This is a genomic window from Streptomyces litchfieldiae (assembly GCF_031845365.1).
Classification (GTDB): Bacteria; Actinomycetota; Actinomycetes; order Streptomycetales; family Streptomycetaceae; genus Streptomyces; species Streptomyces litchfieldiae.
In genome coordinates this window covers 187,379-208,946 of sequence record NZ_JAVREL010000014.1, presented here as the reverse complement: position 1 = coordinate 208,946, position 21,568 = coordinate 187,379, and the positions used below count along the sequence as shown (strand labels likewise).

Annotated in this window: 20 protein-coding genes; 16 read left to right on the top strand and 4 right to left on the bottom strand. The window is 73.7% G+C overall.

What is annotated here, in order from left to right:
• Positions 1-31 precede the first annotated feature (31 nt).
• From RM590_RS23475 to der, 11 genes are all read left to right on the top strand, one after another.
• Entirely contained in the window at positions 32-2,170 is a 2,139-nt protein-coding gene (locus RM590_RS23475; protein ID WP_311706695.1) for a tetratricopeptide repeat protein, read from the top strand.
• 91 nt (positions 2,171-2,261) lie between these two features.
• Entirely contained in the window at positions 2,262-3,377 is a 1,116-nt protein-coding gene (ald, locus tag RM590_RS23470) for an alanine dehydrogenase (RefSeq protein ID WP_311706694.1), read from the top strand.
• 474 nt (positions 3,378-3,851) lie between these two features.
• The gene (locus RM590_RS23465; RefSeq protein ID WP_311706660.1) at positions 3,852-4,886 is read left to right on the top strand and encodes a ParA family protein; all 1,035 of its coding nucleotides are present in this window, start codon (positions 3,852-3,854) and stop codon (positions 4,884-4,886) included.
• A complete protein-coding gene (locus RM590_RS23460; protein WP_311706659.1) occupies positions 4,871-5,464 on the top strand; it encodes a hypothetical protein in 594 nt (197 codons plus the stop codon). The genes RM590_RS23465 and RM590_RS23460 overlap by 16 nt, the downstream gene beginning before the upstream one ends.
• Before the next feature lie 7 nt (positions 5,465-5,471).
• Positions 5,472-6,677 carry a segregation and condensation protein A gene (locus tag RM590_RS23455; RefSeq protein ID WP_311706658.1) on the top strand — a complete coding sequence of 402 codons (1,206 nt, stop codon included), beginning with the start codon at positions 5,472-5,474 and terminating at the stop codon, positions 6,675-6,677.
• 56 nt (positions 6,678-6,733) lie between these two features.
• On the top strand, positions 6,734-7,339 hold the full coding sequence (gene scpB / locus RM590_RS23450) for an SMC-Scp complex subunit ScpB (protein ID WP_394813955.1): 606 nt from the start codon (positions 6,734-6,736) through the stop codon (positions 7,337-7,339).
• Complete coding sequence (locus RM590_RS23445; protein ID WP_311706656.1) at positions 7,339-8,307, top strand: pseudouridine synthase; 969 nt, start codon at positions 7,339-7,341, stop codon at positions 8,305-8,307. Before scpB ends, RM590_RS23445 begins: the two co-directional genes overlap by 1 nt.
• Before the next feature lie 65 nt (positions 8,308-8,372).
• Complete coding sequence (locus RM590_RS23440) at positions 8,373-9,458, top strand: prephenate dehydrogenase (protein WP_311706655.1); 1,086 nt, start codon at positions 8,373-8,375, stop codon at positions 9,456-9,458.
• A gap of 117 nt (positions 9,459-9,575) precedes the next feature.
• Positions 9,576-10,265, top strand: coding sequence for a (d)CMP kinase (gene cmk, locus RM590_RS23435; protein WP_311706654.1), 690 nt, complete (start codon positions 9,576-9,578; stop codon positions 10,263-10,265).
• Entirely contained in the window at positions 10,244-10,912 is a 669-nt protein-coding gene (locus tag RM590_RS23430) for a lysophospholipid acyltransferase family protein (protein ID WP_394813949.1), read from the top strand. The genes cmk and RM590_RS23430 overlap by 22 nt, the downstream gene beginning before the upstream one ends.
• A 49-nt stretch (positions 10,913-10,961) precedes the next feature.
• On the top strand, positions 10,962-12,428 hold the full coding sequence (der, locus tag RM590_RS23425; protein WP_311706653.1) for a ribosome biogenesis GTPase Der: 1,467 nt from the start codon (positions 10,962-10,964) through the stop codon (positions 12,426-12,428).
• Between the two features lie 35 nt (positions 12,429-12,463).
• On the opposite strand, the gene RM590_RS23420 is transcribed toward der, so the two are convergent.
• Positions 12,464-12,796, bottom strand: a complete 333-nt coding sequence (locus tag RM590_RS23420) for a hypothetical protein (RefSeq protein WP_311706652.1) — start codon at positions 12,794-12,796, stop codon at positions 12,464-12,466.
• Between the two features lie 79 nt (positions 12,797-12,875).
• Positions 12,876-13,682 carry a hypothetical protein gene (locus tag RM590_RS23415; protein WP_311706651.1) on the bottom strand — a complete coding sequence of 269 codons (807 nt, stop codon included), beginning with the start codon at positions 13,680-13,682 and terminating at the stop codon, positions 12,876-12,878.
• 420 nt (positions 13,683-14,102) lie between these two features.
• Here RM590_RS23415 and RM590_RS23410 point away from each other — a divergent pair, with 420 nt between their 5' ends.
• Positions 14,103-14,318: a proteinase inhibitor I78 gene (locus RM590_RS23410; RefSeq protein WP_311706650.1), complete on the top strand. Its 216-nt coding sequence runs from the start codon at positions 14,103-14,105 to the stop codon at positions 14,316-14,318.
• 30 nt (positions 14,319-14,348) lie between these two features.
• On the opposite strand, the gene RM590_RS23405 is transcribed toward RM590_RS23410, so the two are convergent.
• Positions 14,349-15,308, bottom strand: coding sequence for a phosphatase PAP2 family protein (locus RM590_RS23405; RefSeq protein ID WP_311706649.1), 960 nt, complete (start codon positions 15,306-15,308; stop codon positions 14,349-14,351).
• A gap of 364 nt (positions 15,309-15,672) precedes the next feature.
• Between RM590_RS23405 and RM590_RS23400 the strand changes: the two genes are divergently transcribed.
• The 3 genes from RM590_RS23400 to RM590_RS23390 are packed head-to-tail and all read left to right on the top strand — an operon-like array spanning position 15,673 to position 19,690.
• Entirely contained in the window at positions 15,673-17,250 is a 1,578-nt protein-coding gene (locus RM590_RS23400) for an MFS transporter (protein ID WP_311706648.1), read from the top strand.
• Positions 17,251-17,259: 9 nt separating this feature from the next.
• A complete protein-coding gene (locus RM590_RS23395; RefSeq protein ID WP_311706647.1) occupies positions 17,260-18,462 on the top strand; it encodes an acyl-CoA dehydrogenase family protein in 1,203 nt (400 codons plus the stop codon).
• Between the two features lie 40 nt (positions 18,463-18,502).
• On the top strand, positions 18,503-19,690 hold the full coding sequence (locus tag RM590_RS23390; protein WP_394813948.1) for a glycosyltransferase family 39 protein: 1,188 nt from the start codon (positions 18,503-18,505) through the stop codon (positions 19,688-19,690).
• A gap of 34 nt (positions 19,691-19,724) precedes the next feature.
• On the opposite strand, the gene RM590_RS23385 is transcribed toward RM590_RS23390, so the two are convergent.
• Positions 19,725-20,168, bottom strand: coding sequence for a cell division protein SepF (locus RM590_RS23385; RefSeq protein WP_311706646.1), 444 nt, complete (start codon positions 20,166-20,168; stop codon positions 19,725-19,727).
• A 370-nt stretch (positions 20,169-20,538) separates the two neighbouring features.
• On the opposite strand from RM590_RS23385, the gene RM590_RS23380 reads away from it, so the two are divergent.
• Positions 20,539-21,459, top strand: coding sequence for a S1 family peptidase (locus tag RM590_RS23380; RefSeq protein WP_394813947.1), 921 nt, complete (start codon positions 20,539-20,541; stop codon positions 21,457-21,459).
• The last annotated feature ends 109 nt before the right edge of the window (positions 21,460-21,568 follow it).

The following is a 21,568-nucleotide window of genomic DNA, read 5'->3' as shown; positions in this document are numbered from 1 at the left end:
GCCGGTGGCTTACGCTCGGCCCGTGACGGATGTGACCGAACAGACAGTCACCGACGGGTCCGGCTCGCCCGTCTTCCTCGGCCGCCGCGACGAGCTGGCGGCGTTGCGCTCCGACATCCAGCGGGCCGGCCTGGACACCCTGGCCGGCCGCCCCGCCGACCGCGGCCGGGTCCTGCTGATCGCCGGCCGCCCCGGCACCGGCAGGACCGCGCTGGCCGAGGAGTTCGCCGCCGAGCTGCTGGCCGGCGGCGACTACCCGGACGGCCTGCTGCGCGCCCGGCTCACCGACCCCGGTGGCGAGCCGGTGCCGGTGGGCCGCGCCGCGCGCGCCCTGCTGGGCGAGCTCGGCGCCGCCGCCCCGCCCGGGGCCGGCGACGACGAGCTGTCCGACACCCTGCGGGAGGCGCTGTGTGACCGCCGCGCCGTGCTGCTCCTCGACGACGTGGCCACCGCCGACCAGCTCGCCGAGCTGATCCCCGACGGCCGGCACTGCCTGGTGCTCGCCATCGCCCGGGGACCGCTCACCAAGGTGCCCGACGTGCGCCCCTGCACGCTCGGCGCGCTGGACCGGGTCGCCGCCATCCGGCTGCTCGAACGCGGCGCCGGCGACGTCCGGATCACCGTCGACCCCGGCGCGGGGGAGAGCCTGGCCGAATCCTGCGGCCACCTGCCCGCGGCGCTGCTCCTCGCCAGCGGCTGGCTGGCCGCCCACCCCGAGGCCACCGTCGCCGACGCCGTGCGCCGCATGCGGACGCCCCCGGACGACGACGAGCCCGGGGACAAGGACGCGCCCGGCGACGCCCCCCACCCCGGCCAGGACCCGCCGCCCGACGCCGCCGACGAGCCGCTGCGGCGCGCGTTCCGGCTGGCCCACTCCACGCTGCCCGCCCCCGTCGCCCGCATGCTGCGGCTGCTCGTCCTGGCCCCCTCCGGGATCGTCGACGCCCACGCCGCCGCCGCGCTGGCCGGCTGCCCGATGCCGGCGGCCCGCGCCCGGCTGGCCGGTCTGGCCGAGGCCGGCATGCTGCGGCCCGTACCCGGCCGCGTGGCCCCCGGCGGCCCCCAGTACCTGGTGCCCGGCTGCCTCGAACCGCTGCTGCTCGCGCTGCTGCGCCGCCACGAGCGGCCCGCCGAGGCGCTGCTGGCCCGCGCCCGCATACTGGAGCGCACCGTCCGGCTGCTGCGCGCCTGTCAGGCCGTCACCGAGCCGCACGGCAGCCCCGCCCGGCAATGGCTCGCCGGGCTGCCCGGCTCGCTCCGTTTCGACAGCCGGCCCGCCGCCGCCGGCTGGCTCGCCTCCCGCGAACAGTCGCTGATGGCCGCCGCCCGCGTCGCCGTCGCCGACGGCCAGCTCGACACGCTCGCCCGGCGCCTGGTGGCCGCGCTCAGCCGGGCCCTGATCGCGCACCGCGGCGCGGACGCCGCCGCGCCGGAGCTGTACCGGCTCCACGAGCTGGTCCTGGGCGTCGCCGAACGCCGGGGGCTGGCCCGGGAGCGGGCCGCCGCGCTGCTCAACCTCGGGGACCTCGACGCCCGCGCCGGCCGGCTGAACGCCGCGCTGGAGCGTTACCGGGAGGCCCTGGAGACGGCCCGCCGCGAGGGGGACCAGGCCGACCCGCTGGCCGTCGGCCGCACCCTGGAGTCCATCGCCGGCACCTATGGCGAGCTCGGCGACTGGCAGCGGGCCGCCGACTGGTACGGCCGGGCCGTCGCGCTGGCCCTTTCCCGCGGCGACCTGGCCGCGCAGGCCCGGCTGCACGGCCGCGTCGGCGCCGCCCTCGCCTGCACCGCCCAGTGGGGCGAGGCGCTGCGCGCCTGGCGGGCCGCCGCCGCGACGCACCGCAGGGTCGGCGACGGGCGCGCGCACGCCCGCGCGGTGGCGGAGATCGCGCGGGTCCAGGAGTACGCGGGCCGGGCGGAGGACTCCCTGCGCACCGGCGAGGAGGCGCTGCGGCTGGCGGAGCGGACCGGGGACCGGCGGCTCCAGGCCGCGCTGCGGCTGCGCCTCGCGGACTGCGCCGACCGGCTGGGCCGCGGCACGGCCGCCGCCGCGCACCGGGCGGCGGCCGAGCACCTGCTGGCCCACGCCCGTCCCGCCTCGCCGGAATCCTCTGTCACTCCAGAGGGAAACATTAATGAAACACAGCCAGAGCCCCGCCAGAGCGACTGAAAGCAAGGCTGGACAACGCTGATCCCTTCGTTAGAATGGGTGTGGTAACCCTCTGTAACGCTCCTCCGTAGCGCAAGGACGCGTGATTCACGTGAAGGTCGGCATCCCCCGCGAAGTCAAGAACAACGAGTTCCGCGTGGCCATCACCCCGGCCGGAGTGCACGAGCTCGTCACCGGCGGACACCAGGTCTTCGTGGAGCGGGGCGCCGGCCTCGGCTCCGCCATCCCGGACGAGGACTACACCGCCGCCGGCGCCACCGTGCTCGACGGCGCCGACGAGGTCTGGGCCCGGGCCGAGTTGCTGCTGAAGGTGAAGGAGCCGGTGGCCGAGGAGTTCCACCGGCTGCGCAAGGACCAGGTCCTGTTCACCTATCTCCATCTGGCCGCCTCCCGGGAGTGCGCCGACGCGCTGCTGCGCTCGGGCACCACCGCCATCGCCTACGAGACCGTCGAGACGCCGGACCGCGCGCTGCCGCTGCTGGCCCCGATGTCCGAGGTTGCCGGCCGGATCGCGCCCCAGGTCGGCGCCTACCATCTGATGCGGCCGGCCGGCGGGCGCGGCGTGCTGCCCGGCGGCGTGCCCGGCACCCCGGCCGCCACCGCGGTCGTCATCGGCGCCGGGGTCTCCGGCTGGAACGCCACCCAGATCGCGGTGGGCATGGGCTTCCAGGTCACCGTGCTGGACAAGGACATCCGCAAGCTGCGCGACGCGGAGCGGGCCTTCGGCACCCGCGTGCGGACCCTTGCCTCCAACGCCTACGAGCTCGAACGGGCCGTCCTCGGCGCCGATCTGGTCATCGGCGCCGTGCTCGTCCCCGGCGCCCGCGCGCCCCGGCTGGTCACCGGCGACACCGTCGCCCGCATGAAGCCCGGCAGTGTCCTTGTCGACATCGCGATCGACCAGGGCGGCTGCTTCGCCGACTCGCGGCCCACGACCCACGCCGAACCGACGTTCAGGGTGCACGAATCGGTGTTCTACTGCGTGGCCAACATGCCGGGCGCGGTGCCCAGTACGTCGACCCACGCGCTGACCAACGCCACGCTGCCGTATATCGTGGAGCTCGCCAACCACGGCTGGCGGCAGGCGCTTCGCCGCGACCCGGCGCTCGCCCTCGGGCTCAACATCCATGACGGGCACGTCGTCTACGGACCCGTCGCGGAGGCACACGAGCTGCCGCACACCGAGTTGCGCACCGTGCTCGGCTGACCGCCGGAAGGCGGTCAACTCCCGGCGTCAACATCGGGAATGTCACACCACGCCACGCGCGAGGCGAACCGGGAACGGCGGACACGCCGTCCGTCGCCCCTCCTCCGGTGGTCAACTCGTCGTGAACGCAGTGCTTTAACCGTTTCGCGCGCTGCCGAATCGTCCCAGTGACGCGTCTTGTGGCCTTGACAAGTGAATGTTCGACGGCCGACACATCCGTGCCGGTCCGGCAGATTGTGTTGCTGTGAACCACCGACACGCCATAGAGTCGCCAAACGTCGGCATGGTGCAACGCTGACTCTGTCTAGAAGTTTCCTGGTCCCCAAGGAGGTAAGACGACTTGTGAATGAGTCGACAATTACTCCCCGGGGAGGACAACCAGGGGTCCCGGAGCGGCGTCAGGGCGCCTCGGATCTGACGGGCTTGGGCGCCGTCGCTGTCCACACCTACGCAACCCACCAGAGCCAACCGAGCATGACAGCGCATCAGAGCACGGACAGCCATGACGCGAACGCCATGGCAGGTAACCGAACGGGCGGCGACGCCGACCGTTTTCCCGACTACGAAGAGCTCCCCGACGGGCAGTTCTACGACCCCGACGCGGAGTACGAGCCCGATCCCGAGTACGCGGCGACCATCGCGCCCGACGCGGCCCGGCAGCGCCGGGAGCGCATCGGCCCGACCGGCCGTCCGCTGCCGTACTTCCCGATCCCCGGCCCGCTCACCGAACGCGGCCCGGCCAAGATCATCGCGATGTGCAACCAGAAGGGCGGGGTCGGCAAGACGACGTCGGCCATCAACCTGGGCGCCGCGCTCGCCGAGTACGGACGCCGCGTGCTGCTGGTCGACTTCGACCCGCAGGGCGCGCTGTCGGTCGGCCTCGGGGTCAATCCGATGGAGCTCGACCTCACCATCTACAACCTGCTCATGGAGCGGGGGATGGCCCCGGACGAGGTGCTGCTGAAGACGGCCGTCGCCGGCATGGACCTGCTGCCGAGCAACATCGACCTCTCGGCGGCCGAGGTGCAGCTCGTCAGCGAGGTGGCGCGCGAGTCCACCCTTCAGCGCGCGCTGCAACCTCTCGTCAGCGACTACGACTTCGTCATCATCGACTGTCAGCCGTCGCTGGGCCTGCTCACGGTGAACGCGCTCACCGCGGCGCACAAGGTGATCGTTCCGCTGGAGTGCGAGTTCTTCGCGCTGCGCGGTGTGGCGCTGCTCACCGAGACGATCGAGAAGGTGCAGGAGCGGCTCAACCCGGAACTGCGGCTGGACGGCATCCTCGCGACGATGTACGACTCCCGCACGGTGCACAGCAGGGAGGTCCTCGCACGGGTCGTCGAGGCGTTCGACGACAACGTCTACCACACGGTCATCGGGCGAACCGTCCGTTTTCCCGAGACCACGGTCGCGGGCGAGCCGATCACCACCTATGCCTCCAACTCCGTGGGGGCAGCGGCCTATCGCCAGCTTGCCAGGGAGGTGCTCGCCCGGTGCCACGCCGAGTGAGTCTCCCGGCGGCCGACGAACTGTTCCGTAGTACCGGCGGGGCCGCCGTGCAGCCCTCGACGCCTCCGGAGAGCGCGACCGGCACCGCCGAGGGCCCCGCGGCAACGCGGGTGCCCGCTCCCGGCGGCGACCAGTCGGCCGCTCCGGGGGAGGAGACCGAGGGCGGCCGGCGGGCGGCGGGTTCCCCCGAGGAGGCCAGGACCGGCCGGACGCCGGGCGGGGGCCGCGAGGCCGCCGTGCCCGGCCAGCCGAAGCGCGACCAGGCCGCGCGGCCGGCGCAGACCGGCGCGGCCAAGGGCGGTCGCGCGAACAACAACAACACCGCCGCCGGCGCCCAGCGCCGGGGCCGTTCCGCCCGCCGTCCCAGCGGGAGAGAGCGCCACGACGAGAAGATCACGGTCTACGTCTCCGCCGAGGAGCTGATGGACCTGGAGCACGCCCGGCTGGTGCTGCGGGGCGAGCACGGGCTGGCCGTCGACCGCGGCAGAATCGTCCGGGAGGCCGTCGCCGTCGTCCTGGCCGACCTGGAGTCGCGCGGCGACGCGAGCATCCTCGTCCGCCGCCTGCGCGGCCGTTGACCACCCCATGAGCACGACCCCCCGCCGCCGGCGGCAACTCGGCGCGGGTCCGGGCACGCCCGGACCCCTGCCCGCCGAGACGGCGGAGCCCCTGGCCCCGTCACCCACCGGGCCCCCGCCCGAGCCGGAGTCCCCGGAGGAGACCCCGGCGGCGCCGGTGAACGCCGGGGAGACGCCGGACGGGACAACGGACGGCGAGGAGGCGGGCGCCGGGGCACCGGATGTCGGGGAGGCGGACGTTGGGGCACCGGACGTTGGAGAACTGGCCCGCGACGACTCCGGCGACGGTGAGACGGCGCCGGACGAGACGGCCGGCGAAGAAACCGGTGACGACGGGCGGTTCAAGGTCGTTCTGGAGAACTTCGAGGGCCCCTTCGACCTGCTGCTCCAGCTCATCTCCCGGCACAAGCTCGACGTCACCGAGGTCGCCCTCTCCCGCGTCACCGACGAGTTCATGGCCCATATCCGCGCCATGGGCCCCGACTGGGACCTCGACCAGACCACCGAGTTCCTCGTCGTCGCGGCCACCCTGCTCGACCTCAAGGCGGCCCGGCTGCTGCCCACCGCCGAGGTGGAGGACGAGGCGGACCTCGCCCTCCTGGAGGCCCGCGACCTGCTCTTCGCCCGCCTCCTCCAGTACCGCGCGTACAAGCGCGTCGCCGCCATCTTCGCCGACCGCCTCGCCGCCGAGGCGCGGCGTTACCCCCGCACCGTCGGCCTGGAGCCGCACCACGCGGAGCTGCTGCCGGACGTGGTGATCCGGGTCGGGCCCGAGGGGTTCGCCAAGCTCGCGGTCAAGGCCATGCAGCCCAAGCCGAGGCCCCAGGTCTACGTCGACCACATCCACGCCCCGCTGGTCAGCGTCCGCGAGCAGGCGGAGATCGTCATCGGCCGGCTCAAGGAGCTGGGCGAGGCCACCTTCGCCGAGCTGACCGGGGACGCCCCCGACACCCTCACCGTCGTCGCCCGCTTCCTGGCGCTGCTGGAGCTCTACCGGGAACGGGCCGTGGTCCTCGACCAGGACGAGGCGCTCGGGCCGTTGACCATCCGCTGGAGCGGCGCGGCCACGAACCGGCCGCTGGTCACCGACGAGTTCGATCAGGAGGACCCCGAGCGGGCCGGGAAGGCCGGCCGGGCCGGACGGAACACGGCGGACCCCGGCGGAACGGCGCAGGCCGGGCCGCCCGAGTCCGGGAGAGAAGTACGCGCATGAGCCAGGAGCCCGAGCCGCGGCCGGACGAGGACCAGGGCGAGGACCAGGACGAGCCGATGCCGTTGAAGCCCGCCCTGGAGGCGGTCCTCATGGTCGTCGACGAGCCCGCCACGGAGGAGCACCTCGCCAAGGTCATCGGTCACCCCCGCCGGGCGGTGTCCGCGGCCCTGCGCGAGCTGGCCGACGAGTACACCCGGGAACGCCGCGGCTTCGAGCTGCGGCTGATCGCCGGCGGCTGGCGCTACTACACCCGGCCCCGGTACGCGGACGCCGTGGAGAGCTTCGTGCTGGACGGCCAGCACGCACGGCTCACCCAGGCCGCGCTGGAGACGCTGGCGGTGGTCGCCTACCGCCAGCCGGTCAGCCGTTCCCGCGTCTCCGCGATCCGCGGCGTGAACTGTGACGGGGTCATGCGGACCCTGCTCCAGCGGGGGCTGGTGGCCGAGGCGGGCACCGAACCCGAAACAGGTGCGATCCTGTATGTGACGACGCACTACTTCCTGGAGCGGATGGGCCTGCGCGGCCTGGACGAGCTCCCGGAGCTCGCGCCCTTCCTACCGGAGGCCGAGCAGGTCGAGGGCGAGAGCCAGGAGGGGGTGCCGTCGTTCGACGTGGACGATCCAGACGTAGCCGACACCGGCGACTCCCCAACGGAACTTTGATGCGAAGCAGCGGCAGGAACAGCAACCGGAACTACCGGGGCGCGGGCAACAGCCGTGACGACAGGCAGCAGCGCGCCGGCCGTCCCCGCCCCGAGGACCGCAGGTACGGGCAGAGCGGCGGCCCGGCCCCGCGCAAGAAGCGGGCCGCGCCGGCCCGTTCCCGCGAGTACGAGGCGCAGATCGAGGAGCGCAACCGTCAGCGGCACGACAAGCCGGCCCTCAAGCTGCCCAAGACGTTCGGCGAGGAGGAGGGCGAGCGGCTCCAGAAGGTGCTCGCGCGCGCCGGCCTCGGCTCGCGCCGCGCCTGCGAGGAGCTGATCGACCAGGCCCGGGTCGAGGTCAACGGGCAGATCGTCACCTCCCAGGGGCGCCGGGTGGACCCGGAGAAGGACGAGATCAAGGTGGACGGGCTGACGATCGCGGCCCAGTCGCACCTGTTCTTCGCCCTGAACAAGCCGGCCGGCGTCGTCTCCTCCATGGAGGACCCGGAGGGCCGCCAGTGCCTGGGCGACTACGTGCAGAACCGCGAGACGCGGCTCTTCCACGTCGGCCGCCTGGACACCGAGACCGAGGGCCTGATCCTCCTCACCAACCACGGCGAGCTGGCCCACCGGCTCACCCACCCCAAGTACGGCGTCACCAAGACCTACCTCGCCGCGATCCAGGGCCCCATCCCGCGCGACCTCGGCAAGCGGCTCAAGGAGGGCGTGCAGCTCGAGGACGGCTACGCCCGCGCCGACCACTTCCGCGTCGTGCAGAACACCGGGAAGAACTACCTGGTCGAGGTCTCGCTGCACGAGGGCCGCAAGCACATCGTGCGCCGCATGCTCGCCGAGGCCGGGTTCCCGGTCGACAAGCTGGTCCGCACCCGGTTCGGGCCCATCGTGCTCGGCGACCAGAAGTCCGGCTGGCTGCGCCGGATGACCAACACCGAGGTGGGCCGGCTGATGCAGGAGGTCGGCCTGTAACGGGCGGTGGAGGCGGCGGCCGGCTCGCGGTCGGCCGCCTCCCGGGACGGCATTACGCTGGGACAATGCGCACCGCCCTCGTCATCGGCACCGGCCTGATCGGGACCTCCATCGCCCTCGCGCTCTCCGGCCGGGGCGTTCGGGTGCACCTAACGGACCAGGACCCCGACCAGCCGCGCACCGCCGCGGCCCTGGGCGCGGGCACCGAGGACGCCCCCGACGGCGCGGTGGACCTGGCCGTCGTCGCCGTTCCCCCGGCCCATATCGCCGAGACCGTGCACGCCCTCCAGCGGCGCGGCGCCGCCCGCGGCTACGTGGACGTCGGCAGCGTGAAGAGCGGGCCGCGCCGGGAGCTCTCCGCGCTCGGCGCCGATCTGACCTCCTACCTCGGCTCGCACCCCATGGCGGGCCGGGAGCGGTCCGGGCCGCTGGCCGCCACCGCCGACCTGTTCGACGGCCGGCCCTGGGTGCTCACGCCCACCCCGGAGACCGACACCGAGGTGCTCAACCTGGTGCTGGAGCTGGTCGCGCTGTGCCGCGCCGTGCCCGTGGTGATGGAGGCACCGGCCCACGACCGGGCCGTCGCCCTCGTCTCGCACACGCCGCAACTGCTGTCCAGCCTGCTCGCCGCCCGGCTGGGCACCGCCGACGAGGCCGCGGTGCGGCTGTGCGGGCAGGGCATCCGGGACGTCACCCGCATCGCCGCCTCCGACCCCCGGATGTGGATCGACATCCTCTCGGCCAACCCGGGCCCGGTCGCCGACATACTGTCCGAGATCGCCGCCGACCTCGACGAGACCGTGCGTTCCCTGCGGGCCCTGGAGTCCGCCGACGAGGCCAAGCGCGGCCAGGGCGCGGCGGGCATCGAGGCGGTGCTGCGGCGCGGCAACGCCGGCCGCGAGCGGGTGCCGGGCAAACACGGCGCCGCGCCCGCCGCGTACGAGACGGTGGCCGTTCCCATCACCGACCGCCCCGGCGAGCTGGCCCGCATCTTCGCCGACGCCGGCCGGGCCGGGGTCAACATCGAGGACGTCCGCATCGAGCACGCCACCGGCCAGCAGGCCGGCCTGGTGCAGCTCATGGTCGACCCGAGCGCGGCGCCGGGGCTCATCGCCTCCCTGCGCGAACGGGGCTGGTCCATCCGCCAGTAGGGCGCCGCTCCCGGTGCCGGTACGCTTCTTCCTCGAGGTCCCCGCCCCGTGGGCGCCGGCTCTCCCCTCCTCCCGCGCTTCGACGCGTTCGAATGTCTGAGAAAGGTGCGCACCGCCGTGGCTGAATCTCCCGTCGTCGTCGCCATCGACGGCCCCTCCGGCACGGGCAAGTCCAGCACCTCCAAGGCGGTGGCCGTGCGGTTGGGCCTGGGCTATCTCGACACCGGCGCCCAGTACCGGGCCATGACCTGGTGGATGCTGACGAACGGCATCGACGTCGACGACCCCGCGGCCGTGGCCGCCGCCTCGGCCAAGCCGTCGATCGTCTCCGGCACCGATCCGCAGAACCCCACCATCACCGTCGACGGCACCGACGTCTCCGCGCCCATCCGCGGCCGTGAGGTCACCGCCGCGGTGAGCGCGGTCAGCGCCGTTCCCGAGGTGCGCTCCCGGATCACCGAGCTCCAGCGTTCCCTCGCCGCCGAGGCGCCCGGCGGCATCGTGGTCGAGGGCCGGGACATCGGCACCACCGTGCTGCCCGACGCCGACGTGAAGATCTTCCTGACCGCCTCCCCGGAGGCCAGGGCCGCCCGCCGCAGTGCCGAGCTCAAGGGCAAGGAGGCGGCCGACCTCGCCACCACCAAGGAGGCGCTGGCCCGGCGCGACGCGGCCGACTCCGGCCGGAAGACCTCCCCGCTGGCCAAGGCCGACGACGCGGTCGAGGTCGACACCACCGAGCTGACCCTGCCGCAGGTCATCGAGTGCGTGGTCACTCTCGTCGAAGAGTGGAAGCGGCGAGGTCGGTGACCCGGCCCGGCGCCCGCGGCGCGGTCGCCGGCCGCCGGCTGGCCTGCGGTGTCATCCACACCGTGTGGCGGCCCCGGGTGCTGGGCGCGTGGCGGGTCCCGGCCACCGGCCCCGTCATCCTCGCGGTCAACCACACGCACAACGTGGACGGCCCGGTGCTCATGGGCACCGCGCCGCGCCCGGTGCACTTCCTGATCAAGAAGGAGGCGTTCACCGGGCCGCTGGGCACGTTCCTGCGGGGGATGGGGCAGATACGCGTGGACCGCGCCGGCGCCGACCGCGCCGCCATCGGCTCGGCGCTCGCCGTGCTCGCCGCCGGCGGCGTGCTCGGCATCTTCCCCGAGGGAACGCGCACCACCGGCGACTTCGCGGCGCTCCGCGCCGGGCTGGCCTACTTCGCGCTGCGCTCCGGCGCGCCGGTCGTGCCCGTCGCGGTGCTCGGCAGCGGCGAGCGGCCCGGCCGCGTCATAGCCGCGCTGCCCCCGCTGCGCGGCCGGATCGACGTCGTCTTCGGCGACCCGTTCACCGTCGGCGGCGGGCGGCGCACCGGGGCGGCGCTGGACGCCGCGACCGACCGCCTGCGGCAGCGGCTCACGGCCCATCTGAAGGACGCCAGGCGCCACACGCGCCGCGCGAGCGACACTTGATGCGCGGGCACCCCGCGCAGCCACCCACGACGACGAGGTACAGGACTCCATGACCGACCAGAACCACCCGGGCACCGCCGACGCGCACGGCGCGCTCGGCGACGCCGAGTACGCGGAGTTCATGGAGCTCGCCGCGGAGGAGGGCTTCGACGCCGAGGAGGTCGACAGCGAACTGGCCGCCGCCGCGTCCGGCCCGCTGCCCGTCCTCGCGGTCGTCGGCCGGCCGAATGTCGGCAAGTCGACCCTGGTGAACCGCATCCTTGGCCGCCGCGAGGCCGTCGTCGAGGACCGGCCCGGCGTCACCCGGGACCGCGTGACGTACGAGGCCGAGTGGGCCGGGCGCCGCTTCAAGGTCGTCGACACCGGCGGCTGGGAGCAGGACGTGCTGGGCATCCAGGCGTCCGTCGCCGCCCAGGCCGAGTTCGCCATCGAGGCCGCCGACGCCGTCGTGCTGGTCGTCGACGCGACCGTGGGCGCCACCGACACCGACGACGCCGTGGTCAAGCTGCTGCGCCGCGCCGGCAAGCCCGTGGTGCTGTGCGCCAACAAGGTCGACGGCCCCTCCATGGAGGCCGAGGCCGCCTACCTGTGGTCGCTCGGCCTGGGCGAGCCGCACCCCGTCTCCGCCCTGCACGGCCGCGGCACCGGCGACATGCTGGACGCGGTGCTGGAGGTGCTGCCGGACGCGCCGCGGGAGACGTTCGGCGCCACGGTCGGCGGCCCGCGCCGCATCGCCCTCATCGGCCGGCCGAATGTCGGCAAGTCGTCCCTGCTGAACAAGGTGGCGGGCGAGGAGCGGGTAGTCGTCGACGAGAAGGCGGGCACGACCCGGGACCCGGTGGACGAGCTGATCGACCTCGGCGGGAAGACGTGGCGTTTCGTCGACACGGCGGGCATCAGGCGCCGCGTGCACCTCCAGGACGGCGCCGACTACTACGCCTCGCTGCGGACCGCGGCGGCCCTGGAGAAGGCCGAGGCCGCGGTGGTGCTGATCGACATCAGCGAGCCCATCAGCGTTCAGGACACCCGGATCATCACCATGGCCGTGGACGCGGGCCGGGCGCTGGTGATCGCCTACAACAAGTGGGACGTCATGGACGACGAGCGCCGCTTCTACCTGGAACGGGAGATCGAGCAGGAGCTCGTCCAGGTCCAGTGGGCGCCGCGCGTCAACATCTCCGCGCGCACCGGGCGGCACATGGAGAAGCTGGTCCCGGCGATCGAGACCGCGCTGGCGAGCTGGGAGAGCCGGGTGCCCACCGGCAAGCTCAACGGCTTCCTCGGCCAGCTCGTGGCCTCCCACCCGCACCCGGTCCGGGGCGGCAAGCAGCCGAGGATCCTCTTCGGCACCCAGGCAGGCACCTGCCCGCCGCGGTTCGTCCTCTTCGCCTCCGGCTTCCTGGAGGCGGGCTACCGGCGCTTCATCGAGCGGCGGCTGCGCGAGGAGTTCGGCTTCGAGGGCACCCCGATCCAGGTGTCGGTGCGGGTGCGGGAGAAGCGCGGCCGGAAGAAGTGAGCAGGGCTGTCCGGGGCCGTCGCGGCCCCGGACGGTCAGCGGGGATCGGTGTCCCGGTGGCCCGCGGGCAGCGCCGCCGGGGTGAGCCGGGACGCCGAGGTGGACCCCACGCCGCTCCACCCCGAGTACGGTGAGTCCCGCCACCGCCAGCTCCCCGCGCCCACGCCGTAGCTGGTGGAGAAGCCCACGAAACGCAGGTCCTCCTCCCCGGAGCGGTCTCCGGGGAGCGTCCGGAACTGCCTGCGGTACTCCGCGCACAGCGCGTCGTAGATGGGGGTGGCGGAGGCGGCGGGCCGCTCGTAGGACGAGCGCATCCCGGGAATGACGCGGTGGGTCTGCTGCGACCGGGAGGGTTCATAGGATTGCACGCCCGTCCAACGAGCAAGCGGTGCGGGCGGATGCGGCCCGGCGCGACGGTCTACCTGATCGTCGCAGGCGCCGTCACCCTCAGGTGCCGGTGAGCGGCATCGCCGCGGACACCAGGAGGCCGCCGGCGGCGGCCTTCTCCAGCGCGTCGCGCAGCAGGTCCTCGCGCGGCTGCTGCCCGATCGCGCCGGCCGGCGCCGCGTAGACGAACACGGTGTGCCGCTGGTTGGCGCTGGCCCGCCAGCCGTCCGTCAGCGGCAGCGGCTGGTGCGCCTGCCACCAGGCGCTCGGCTGGCCGCCGGCCGGGTCGCCCTGGAGCACCGCGTGCAACTGCCCCATGGCGACCAGCACCGACCAGCCGGGCAGCCGCGCGGGCGCCCGGGAGACGCTGGTCACCGGCAGGAAGCCGGCCTCGATCAGCAGCGGCAGGAAGTCGTCGCCGGGGCCGGTGGAGCCGGGCCGGACGACGGGGCCGGTCGGCTCCACCACGATGGCCGGGTGCAGCTCGTCGTCGATCAGGATCTGGCCGCAGGTCACGCCCAGCACGGCCTGTCCCGGGTCGGCGCCCCCGCCCGGCGCGGCGATGGCCGCGGGGGCGGCGGGAGCGGCGGTCTCGCCGGTGATGGACCGCACGGCGCCCTGCAACTGCTCCTCGGAGACGGAGACGACCTGGGAGGGGATGCAGGAGGCGTGGGCGAAGGCGAGCACCGCGGTCTCCCCGCCCACGAAGAGAACGGTGCTCGTGCGCTCCTGCTCCGGGTTCCCGGGCGTGCGGCACGAGGTGCAGTCGTAGCTGCCCGGGGCGTTCTCCCCGGCGAGCAGACGGTCGGCTTCTTCGTCGCCGATCTCGGCGCGTACGTCGTCGCTGACGTCGAGCAAGGGGGACACGGTCGCTCCTCGGTTCGGGATCTCCCCCGCCCTCCGCGGCGGGGTGCCCCGTGCACAACGGCGTGAGGCGCGCGGGGTCACGCCCGGGCGCCCCGGAATCGCCCATGGCTCCGCCCGTGCCGCCGAAGGTCGCACGGCTGAGCGACGGCCGGGCGCCGGTGAGCCGCTATAAACCGGAAGTTCACCGTGTTCACTTCAAAGGTGAATCGTGGGTGGCCGGAAATTATTCGAATCCCACCCGAAAATGGCGTCGATAAATGGCCTGCGGCGCGGCCGCCGGAAATTTCTGTCGGCCGTCAATTACGGAGTGCGCGCGTTACGCCGAACGGGTCGCGGGCCCGCGGTCTGTGACAAAAGCGTGACAGTCCCCTGATCCGGGCGGGACTTCCGGGTGGTCCGCGGAGGCCGTACGGTGGCCGCATGGCCCCCCTGCCCCGTCAGCCGCAGACCCCCGACGACAGCCCCGACGCGTATGTCGGCCTGGACGCCGACACCGCGGAACGGCGGGCCCGTGACCGAGGCTGGCCCCGCGTCCGCCGCCTGCCGCCGGACGCGGTGATCACCATGGAGTACATGGCCGGCCGCCTCAACTTCTCGGTGCGGGACGGCGAGGTTGTCCGCTGCTGGCAGGGCTGAGGCCCGGCGCGGGCGCCGCCGGGCGCCCGCTCAGTGACTGCTGACCGGCCGGACCGGCCGCTCCGGGCGGCCCGGGTGGGCACTCCGCCCCGGCTGCCGCAGCCGCACCGGCGCCACCGAGCGCGGCGCGGTGCCCGGCCGGGCACCGGCCACGGCGGGCTCACTGTGCGGCCTGGTCTCCTCGCCCTGCCGGGCCGCGGCCGGCATCGGCTGCGGGGCCGCCTCCAGTGGGGCGGGCCGGGAGTCCGGCCGGGCGGGCGCGCCGCGCAGCCGGTCCCGGATGGTCAGCACCCTCCGCTCGACCCGGGCGATCAGCGGCTCGCACCACGGCAGGGCGAGCAGCACCAGCAGCCCGGCGGCCCAGCCCAGCAGCACGTCGCTGACCCAGTGCGTGCCGAGGTAGACGGTGGTGGCGCCCACGCCCAGGGCGAAGACGGCGGCGATGACCGACAGGGTCCGTCGCGCGGTGGGGGTGGTGGCCAGATAGGCCAGGATTCCCCAGGTCACCACCGCGTTGGCGGTGTGGCCGGAGGGAAATATATCGCCGGTCAGGAACATCTCGTTCGAGCCGATGGCGTTGGCGTAGTGTGGCCCCTCGCGGCCCATCCCGAGCTTCGCGGCGCCGACGCTCACGTTCAGCAGGAGCAGGGCGCTGGCCATCACCAGCAGCGGGCGGAGCGTCCGCTGCCGCCAGCAGCGCCAGCCGAGCCAGGCGGCGATCAGCACCGCGGTGGGGCCGCGCTGGCCCAGGACCACGAAATAGTCGAGAAACGCGTGCAGGCCGGGCCACTGCTTATAGGGCCGGAAGAGCATCACCTGCCAGTCCAGCCGGACCAGCCACGACGTGCTGAGCACCGCCGCCACGATGACCGCGTAGAAGCCCAGGGTGACCCACATGAGCATCATGCGGGTACGGCTCATAACGGGAGCCGGCACGTTCGGCGGCTGTGGCTCCTGTTCGAGGCGGGCCAGGAATCGGTCGGTACGCACACTCGCAAGATTACAGCCCGTGATAGCGGGCTTCCTGCCATGGCCCGCCTTCGTAATGGCGATGTGATGTAGGGCAGATATTTTATGCCCTCCTATTTCCCTGCTTTAAGAAATTCGCCGGCGCGGAATGTGTCGCTCCGGGGGTCGCCGGCGGGCACCTTGATCGCGTTGCCGCCGGAAATGCCTAGGTGAACGGTGTCCCCCGGACGGCGGCCGGCGCCGGCCCCGGGGGACAGGTGCGGCGGCCCGGAGGGGCTGTCGTAGTCTGTCTGACCATCTGCCTCCCACCGTGCCCGGTGTGCGCGCCACCACCGGGACTCCCCCGTGGTGGCGAGGGACCGGCGCGAGAGCAGGAGGTGCGTAGATGTCCGGGATGACCCCGCCCGGAGCCCCCGCAGACGACCGTCGCCGCTGGATGGTCCTCGTCGTCCTGTGCGCCAGTCTGCTCCTGGTCGCCGTCGACGCCACCGTGCTGCACGTGGCCGTGCCCGCCGTCTCCGAGGAGCTGCGGCCCAGCGGCGTCGAGCTGTTGTGGATCGTCGACGTCTACCCGCTGGTGTGCGCGGCACTCCTCATTCTCTTCGGCACGCTGGGCGACCGCGTCGGACGGCGCCGCGTGCTGCTGCTGGGCTACGGCTGCTTCGGGCTGGCCTCGGCGCTCGCCGCGTACGCCCCCACCGCCGGGGTGCTGATCCTGGCCCGGGCGCTGCTCGGCGTCGGCGGCGCCATGATCATGCCGGCCACGCTGTCGATCCTGCGGCAGGTCTTCCCCGACCGGCGCGAGCGGGCGCTGGCCATCGGCGTCTGGAGCGCGGTCGCGGCGGTGGGTGCCGCGATAGGCCCGCTGGTGGGCGGCGTGCTGCTGGAGCACTTCTGGTGGGGCTCGGTCTTCCTGGTCAACATCCCGCTGATGGCGCTCTGCCTGCCCGTGGGCGCCCTGCTGCTGCCCGAGTCCACCGGCGACCGGTCGGGCCCCTGGGACGTGGCGGGCGCGCTGCTGGCCGCGGCGGGGCTGTTCGCCGTGATCCTCGCGGTGAAACGGGCCGGCGGCGGCGACCTGTTCACCCCGGGCACCGCGCTGGCCGCCGGGCTCGGGGCCGCGCTGCTCGTCACGTTCGTCCGCCGGCAGCGGCGGCGCGGCGATCCGCTGATCGACCTGTCGGCGTTCTCCCGGCCCGCCTTCGGTACCTCCGTGGGCTGCATCGTGCTCACGGTGCTGGCGCTGGTCGGCCTGGCGCTGGTGGCCGCCCAGTATCTGCAACTGGTGCTCGGGCTCTCGCCGTTGGAGACCGGGCTGCGACTGTTGCCGCTGAGCCTGGCCGCGATCGCCGCCGGGCTGGCGGGGTCGCGCATGCTGCACTGGCTGGGCCCGCGCACCATGGTCGCGTTCGGCTTCGGGCTGACCGCGGTCGCCGTGCTCACGCTGACCTGCCTGGGCGAGCAGGACAAGCCGCTGGTCATGACCCTGGGCTTCGTGCTGCTCGGCTTCGGGCTGGAGACCACGCTGTTCGGCTCCTACGAGTCCATGCTCAGCGATGTCCCGGCGGGGCAGGCCGGGGGAGCGGCGGCGATCGGCGAGACGGCGTACCAGTTCGGCGCGGGCATCGGCATCGCGCTGCTGGGCAGCGTGATGAACGCGATGTACGGCCCGGCCGTGCGCGGCCTGAACGGCGTGCCCGCGGCCGACAGCGAGGCGGCCGGGCATTCGCTGGGCGAGGCGTACACGGTGGCGGCCCGGCTCGGGGGCGAGGCGGGCGAGCACTTGCGGCGGACGGCGCGGGACGCGTTCGTCCACGGGATGCACATGACGCTGCTGGCCAGCGCGCTGATGCTGGTGCTCGGCGCCCTCGCCGCGCTGCGGCTGCCGCGCGAACTGTGCGACGGGCGGGGCCGGAAGGCGGACGAGCGGGAGCTCTTGCCGAGCGGCGTTACCCGCCCGTAACGTCGGCGCATGGCCCTTGATCCCGCCCCCTCCGACCTCCCCGCCTTCGACCCGGCCGACCCGCTGGGCCTCGACGAGCTGCTCGGCGACGACGACCTCGCGGTGCGCGGCACGGTCCGCAAGTGGGCGGCCGACCGTGTGCTGCCGCACATCGCGGACTGGTATGAGCGGGGCGAACTGCCCGACATCCGGGGCCTGACCAGAGAGCTGGGCGCGCTCGGCGCGCTCGGGATGACGCTTCAGGGGTACGGCTGCGCCGGGGCGTCCGCCGTGCAGTACGGGCTGGTCTGCCTGGAGCTGGAGGCCGCCGACTCCGGCATCCGTTCCCTGGTCTCCGTGCAGGGCTCGCTCGCGATGTACGCCATCCACCGGTTCGGCTCCGCCGAGCAGCGGGAGCGGTGGCTGCCGCCGATGGCCGCGGGCGAGACGATCGGCTGTTTCGCGCTGACCGAGCCGGACCACGGCTCGGACCCGGCGGGCATGCGCACCCGGGCCGAACGGGACGGCTCCGACTGGGTGCTGACCGGGCGCAAGATGTGGATTACCAACGGGTCGGCGGCAGGCGTCGCCGTCGTCTGGGCCCGCACCGACGAGGGCGTGCGCGGCTTCGTGGTGCCGACGGACGCGCCGGGCTTCACCGCCGCCACCCTCCGGCACAAGGGCTCGTTGCGCGCCTCGCTCACCAGCGAGCTGGTGCTGGACGGGGTCCGGCTGCCCGCCGACGCGGTCCTGCCGGAGGCGCGCGGACTGCGGGCGCCGCTGGGCTGCCTGGGCCACGCCCGGTACGGCATCATGTGGGGCGCGCTGGGCGCCGCCCGCACCTGCCTGGAGACCGCGCTCGAATACGCCCGCACCCGCGAGCAGTTCGGCCGCCCGATCGGCGGCTTCCAGCTCACCCAGGCCAAGCTCGCCGACATGGCGGTCGAGCTGCACAAGGGGCTGCTGCTCGCGCTGCACCTGGGCCGCCGCATGGACGCCGGGCGGCTGCGACCGGAGCAGGTCAGCTTCGGCAAGCTGAACAACGTCCGGGAGGCGCTGGCGATCTGCCGCACCGCGCGCACGATCCTGGGCGCCAACGGCATCTCGTTCGAGTACCCGGTGATGCGGCACATGGCGAACCTGGAGTCGGTGCTGACCTACGAGGGCACCACCGAGATGCACCAGCTCATCCTCGGCAAGGCGCTGACCGGCCTGGACGCGTTCCGGGGCTGAGGGGGCGAGCGCGGTCGGGGGATCGCGAATAATCGGACGGGTGACTCACCTCGCCGGCGTGGACGCGCCGCCCGTACGCAACGGCCCCGGCCCCCGCCGGCTCGGGGCCCTCGCCGCCCCGGTGCGCCATGCCGCTCCCGCGCTGCTCGGCTTCGCCGCCGTCCGGCTGCTGTGCGCGGTGGTGCTCGCGCTGTGGGACCCGGCCGAGGAGAAGGGCGTGGTCCGGCTGCTGTCCCGGCGCTGGGACTCGGTCTGGTACGCGAGCATCGCGGAGAACGGCTACGAGCGCACCGTGCGGCTGGAGGACGGCGGCGTCCACTCCGACCTGGCGTTCTTTCCGCTGCTGCCCTGGCTGGAGCGAGGGATCGGCGCCGTCTCGCCGCTGTCGGCGGGGGAGGCGGGGCTGCTGGTCAGCGCGGTCGCCTCGCTGGCCGCGGCCTGGGGTCTGTTCGCCATCGGGGACCGGCTGTACGGCCGTCGGGCCGGGGTGCTGCTGGCCGTGCTGTGGGCGGCCGTGCCGGTCGGGATCGTGCAGTCCATGGCGTACACCGAGTCGCTGTTCACGGCGTTCGCTGCCTGGTCGCTGTACGCGCTGCTCACCGGGCGGTGGCTGTGGGCGGGCGCGCTGTCCGCCGCGGCCGGGCTGACCCGCCCCGCCGGGCTGGCGGTGGCCGCGGCGGTGGCCGTCACGGCGGCGGTCACGCTGTTGTCCGACCGGGACGTGCCGTGGTCGGCGCACCGGCGGATGCTGCTGGGCGTGCTGCTGGCGCCGCTGGGCTGGCTGGGCTATGTGGTGTGGGTGGCCGGGCGGACGGGGGAGCCGCTGGGCTACCTGGACATCCAGGAGCAGTGGGGGAACGGGTTCGACGGCGGGCGGGCGTTCGCCTCGTTCGTCCTGGACCGGCTGACCGGCTCGGCGCCGCTGGCCGGGGTGGGGCTGATCGCCGGGGTGGCGCTGCTGATCTGGGTCTGTGTGCTGTGCGTGCGGCTGCGGCTTCCCGTGCCGCTGCTGGTCTACGGCGCGGCCATGGTGGTGCTCGCGCTGTGCGCGGCCGGGTACTTCGGGTCCAAGCCGCGGCTGCTGCTGCCCGCGTTCCCGCTGCTGCTGCCCGCCGCGGTGGCGCTGGCCCGCGCGCGCCGGGGCACCGTGGCGCTCGTGGTGGGCGGCGCGGTGGCCGGGGCCGCGGTGTACGGCGCCATCTGGCTCACCGGCTCCGGGCCGCCGTGAGCGGCCCGGCTCCGCCGTGGCGGCGGAGCCGGGGTCAGCTCTGGTTGAAGAAGCCGCCGTCCGAGGCGTGGCGGCTGTCGCCGCTGACGACCTCGTAGTCGGCCGGGGTCAGGAGGAACACGCGGTTGGCCACGCGCTCGATGTCGCCGCGCAGCCCGAAGGTCAGGCCGGCCGCGAAGTCCACCACGCGCTTGGCGTCGGCGGCCTCCAGCACCGTGAGGTTGATGACGACCGGGATGCCGTCGCGGAAGAGCTCGCCGATGCGCCGGGCGTCCCGGAAGCTGCCCGGCGTGACCGTGGCGATCCGGCCCCCCTGCTCCTCGGCGGCCTCCGCCGCCACGCGCAGCCGGGGGTCGGTGGTCCACGGCGCGGCGTCGTCGCCCGGCTCGGGCCCCTCGGCGTACTCGTCGTCGTAGTAACGCATGTCGCGGTCGTCGACGAGGCCCAGCCAGGCACTCGCCTTGCGCACCGATCCCATGGACGCCTCCTCTCTGCTCACGCGGTCCGTACCCGTCCGCTCCCCTATGGTCGTCCATGATGCGGACGATGCGCCAAGCGGATAGCCACGGATACCGGGTTTCGTAACGGTTCTGGTGCATACGATGTGCCGCGCCATCAGCGACGTTGCGGTGTCGGGTCGCTGACGGAGAGTAAGTCGCGCACGCCCCGCCAACCGGGTGACACGGAACGTGTTCCGCTGTCCGAAAGGCGTTCTTGGCAACAAGGCTGACGTTGAGAAGACTCAGGGCAGCGCTTGTCAGGGGCATGCCCTATCGGCCGGTCCCTGGCCACGCCTCACGGGACCGCTTACCCAACGGCCCCCTGATTCCTTACCTGGAGGAAGAGCAGTGAGTATGAAGCGCACCAACCCCCACAGACGCCTGTCGCGACGCATGGGGCTGACCGCCGCGGCGTCCGGCCTGCTGGCCATGGCGGCCTTCGTCATCCCGAACTCCGCCCAGGCCGAACCCGTGTCGACCTTCAGCACCAGCCAGCTCGCCTCGGTGAGCGACGCGGTGCTCGCCGCCGACGTCGGCGGCACGGCCTGGACTGTCGACAAGGCGACGAACAGGGTCGTCGTCACCGTCGACGAGACCGTCTCGGCCGGCGAGATCTCCGAGCTCCGGCAGAGCGCCGGCAGCCTGCGGGGCGCCCTCACCATCGAGCGCACCGAGGGCCGGCTCCAGCGCTACATCGCCGGTGGCGACGCCATCTACGCCAGCGCCGGCTGGCGCTGCTCCGCGGGCTTCAACGTCCAGTCCGGCAGCACGTACTACTTCGTGACCGCCGGCCACTGCACCGAGGGCCTGCCGAGCTGGTACACGAACTCGTCCCTGAGCACGTCCATCGGGCCGACGGCGGGTACGAGCTTCCCGGGCAACGACTACGGGATCGTGCGCTACTCCAACAGCTCGGTCGCGCGCCCGGGCACGGTCAACCTGTACAACGGTTCGACGCGCGACATCACCAGCGCGGCGAACGCGACCAATGGGCAGTCCGTGCAGCGCAGCGGCAGCACGACCGGACTGCGCAGCGGTTCGGTCACCGGGCTGAACTACACGGTCAACTACGGTGGCGGTGACATCGTCTCCGGTCTGACCAGGACCAACGTCTGCGCCGAGCCCGGCGACAGCGGCGGTCCGTTCTTCTCCGGCAGCGTGGCCCTGGGCCTGACCTCCGGTGGCAGCGGCAACTGCTCCACCGGCGGCACGACGTACTACCAGCCGGTCGTCGAGGCGCTGAACGCCTACGGTGTGAGCGTCTACTGATCGGAGCCTGACCGCCCCGACCGCCCCCGTCCGCACCGCGGACGGGGGCGGTTCGCTGTGCGCGCCGGCGGGAAGTGGCGCAGATCACGTACCACCGGCACGAAAAGCG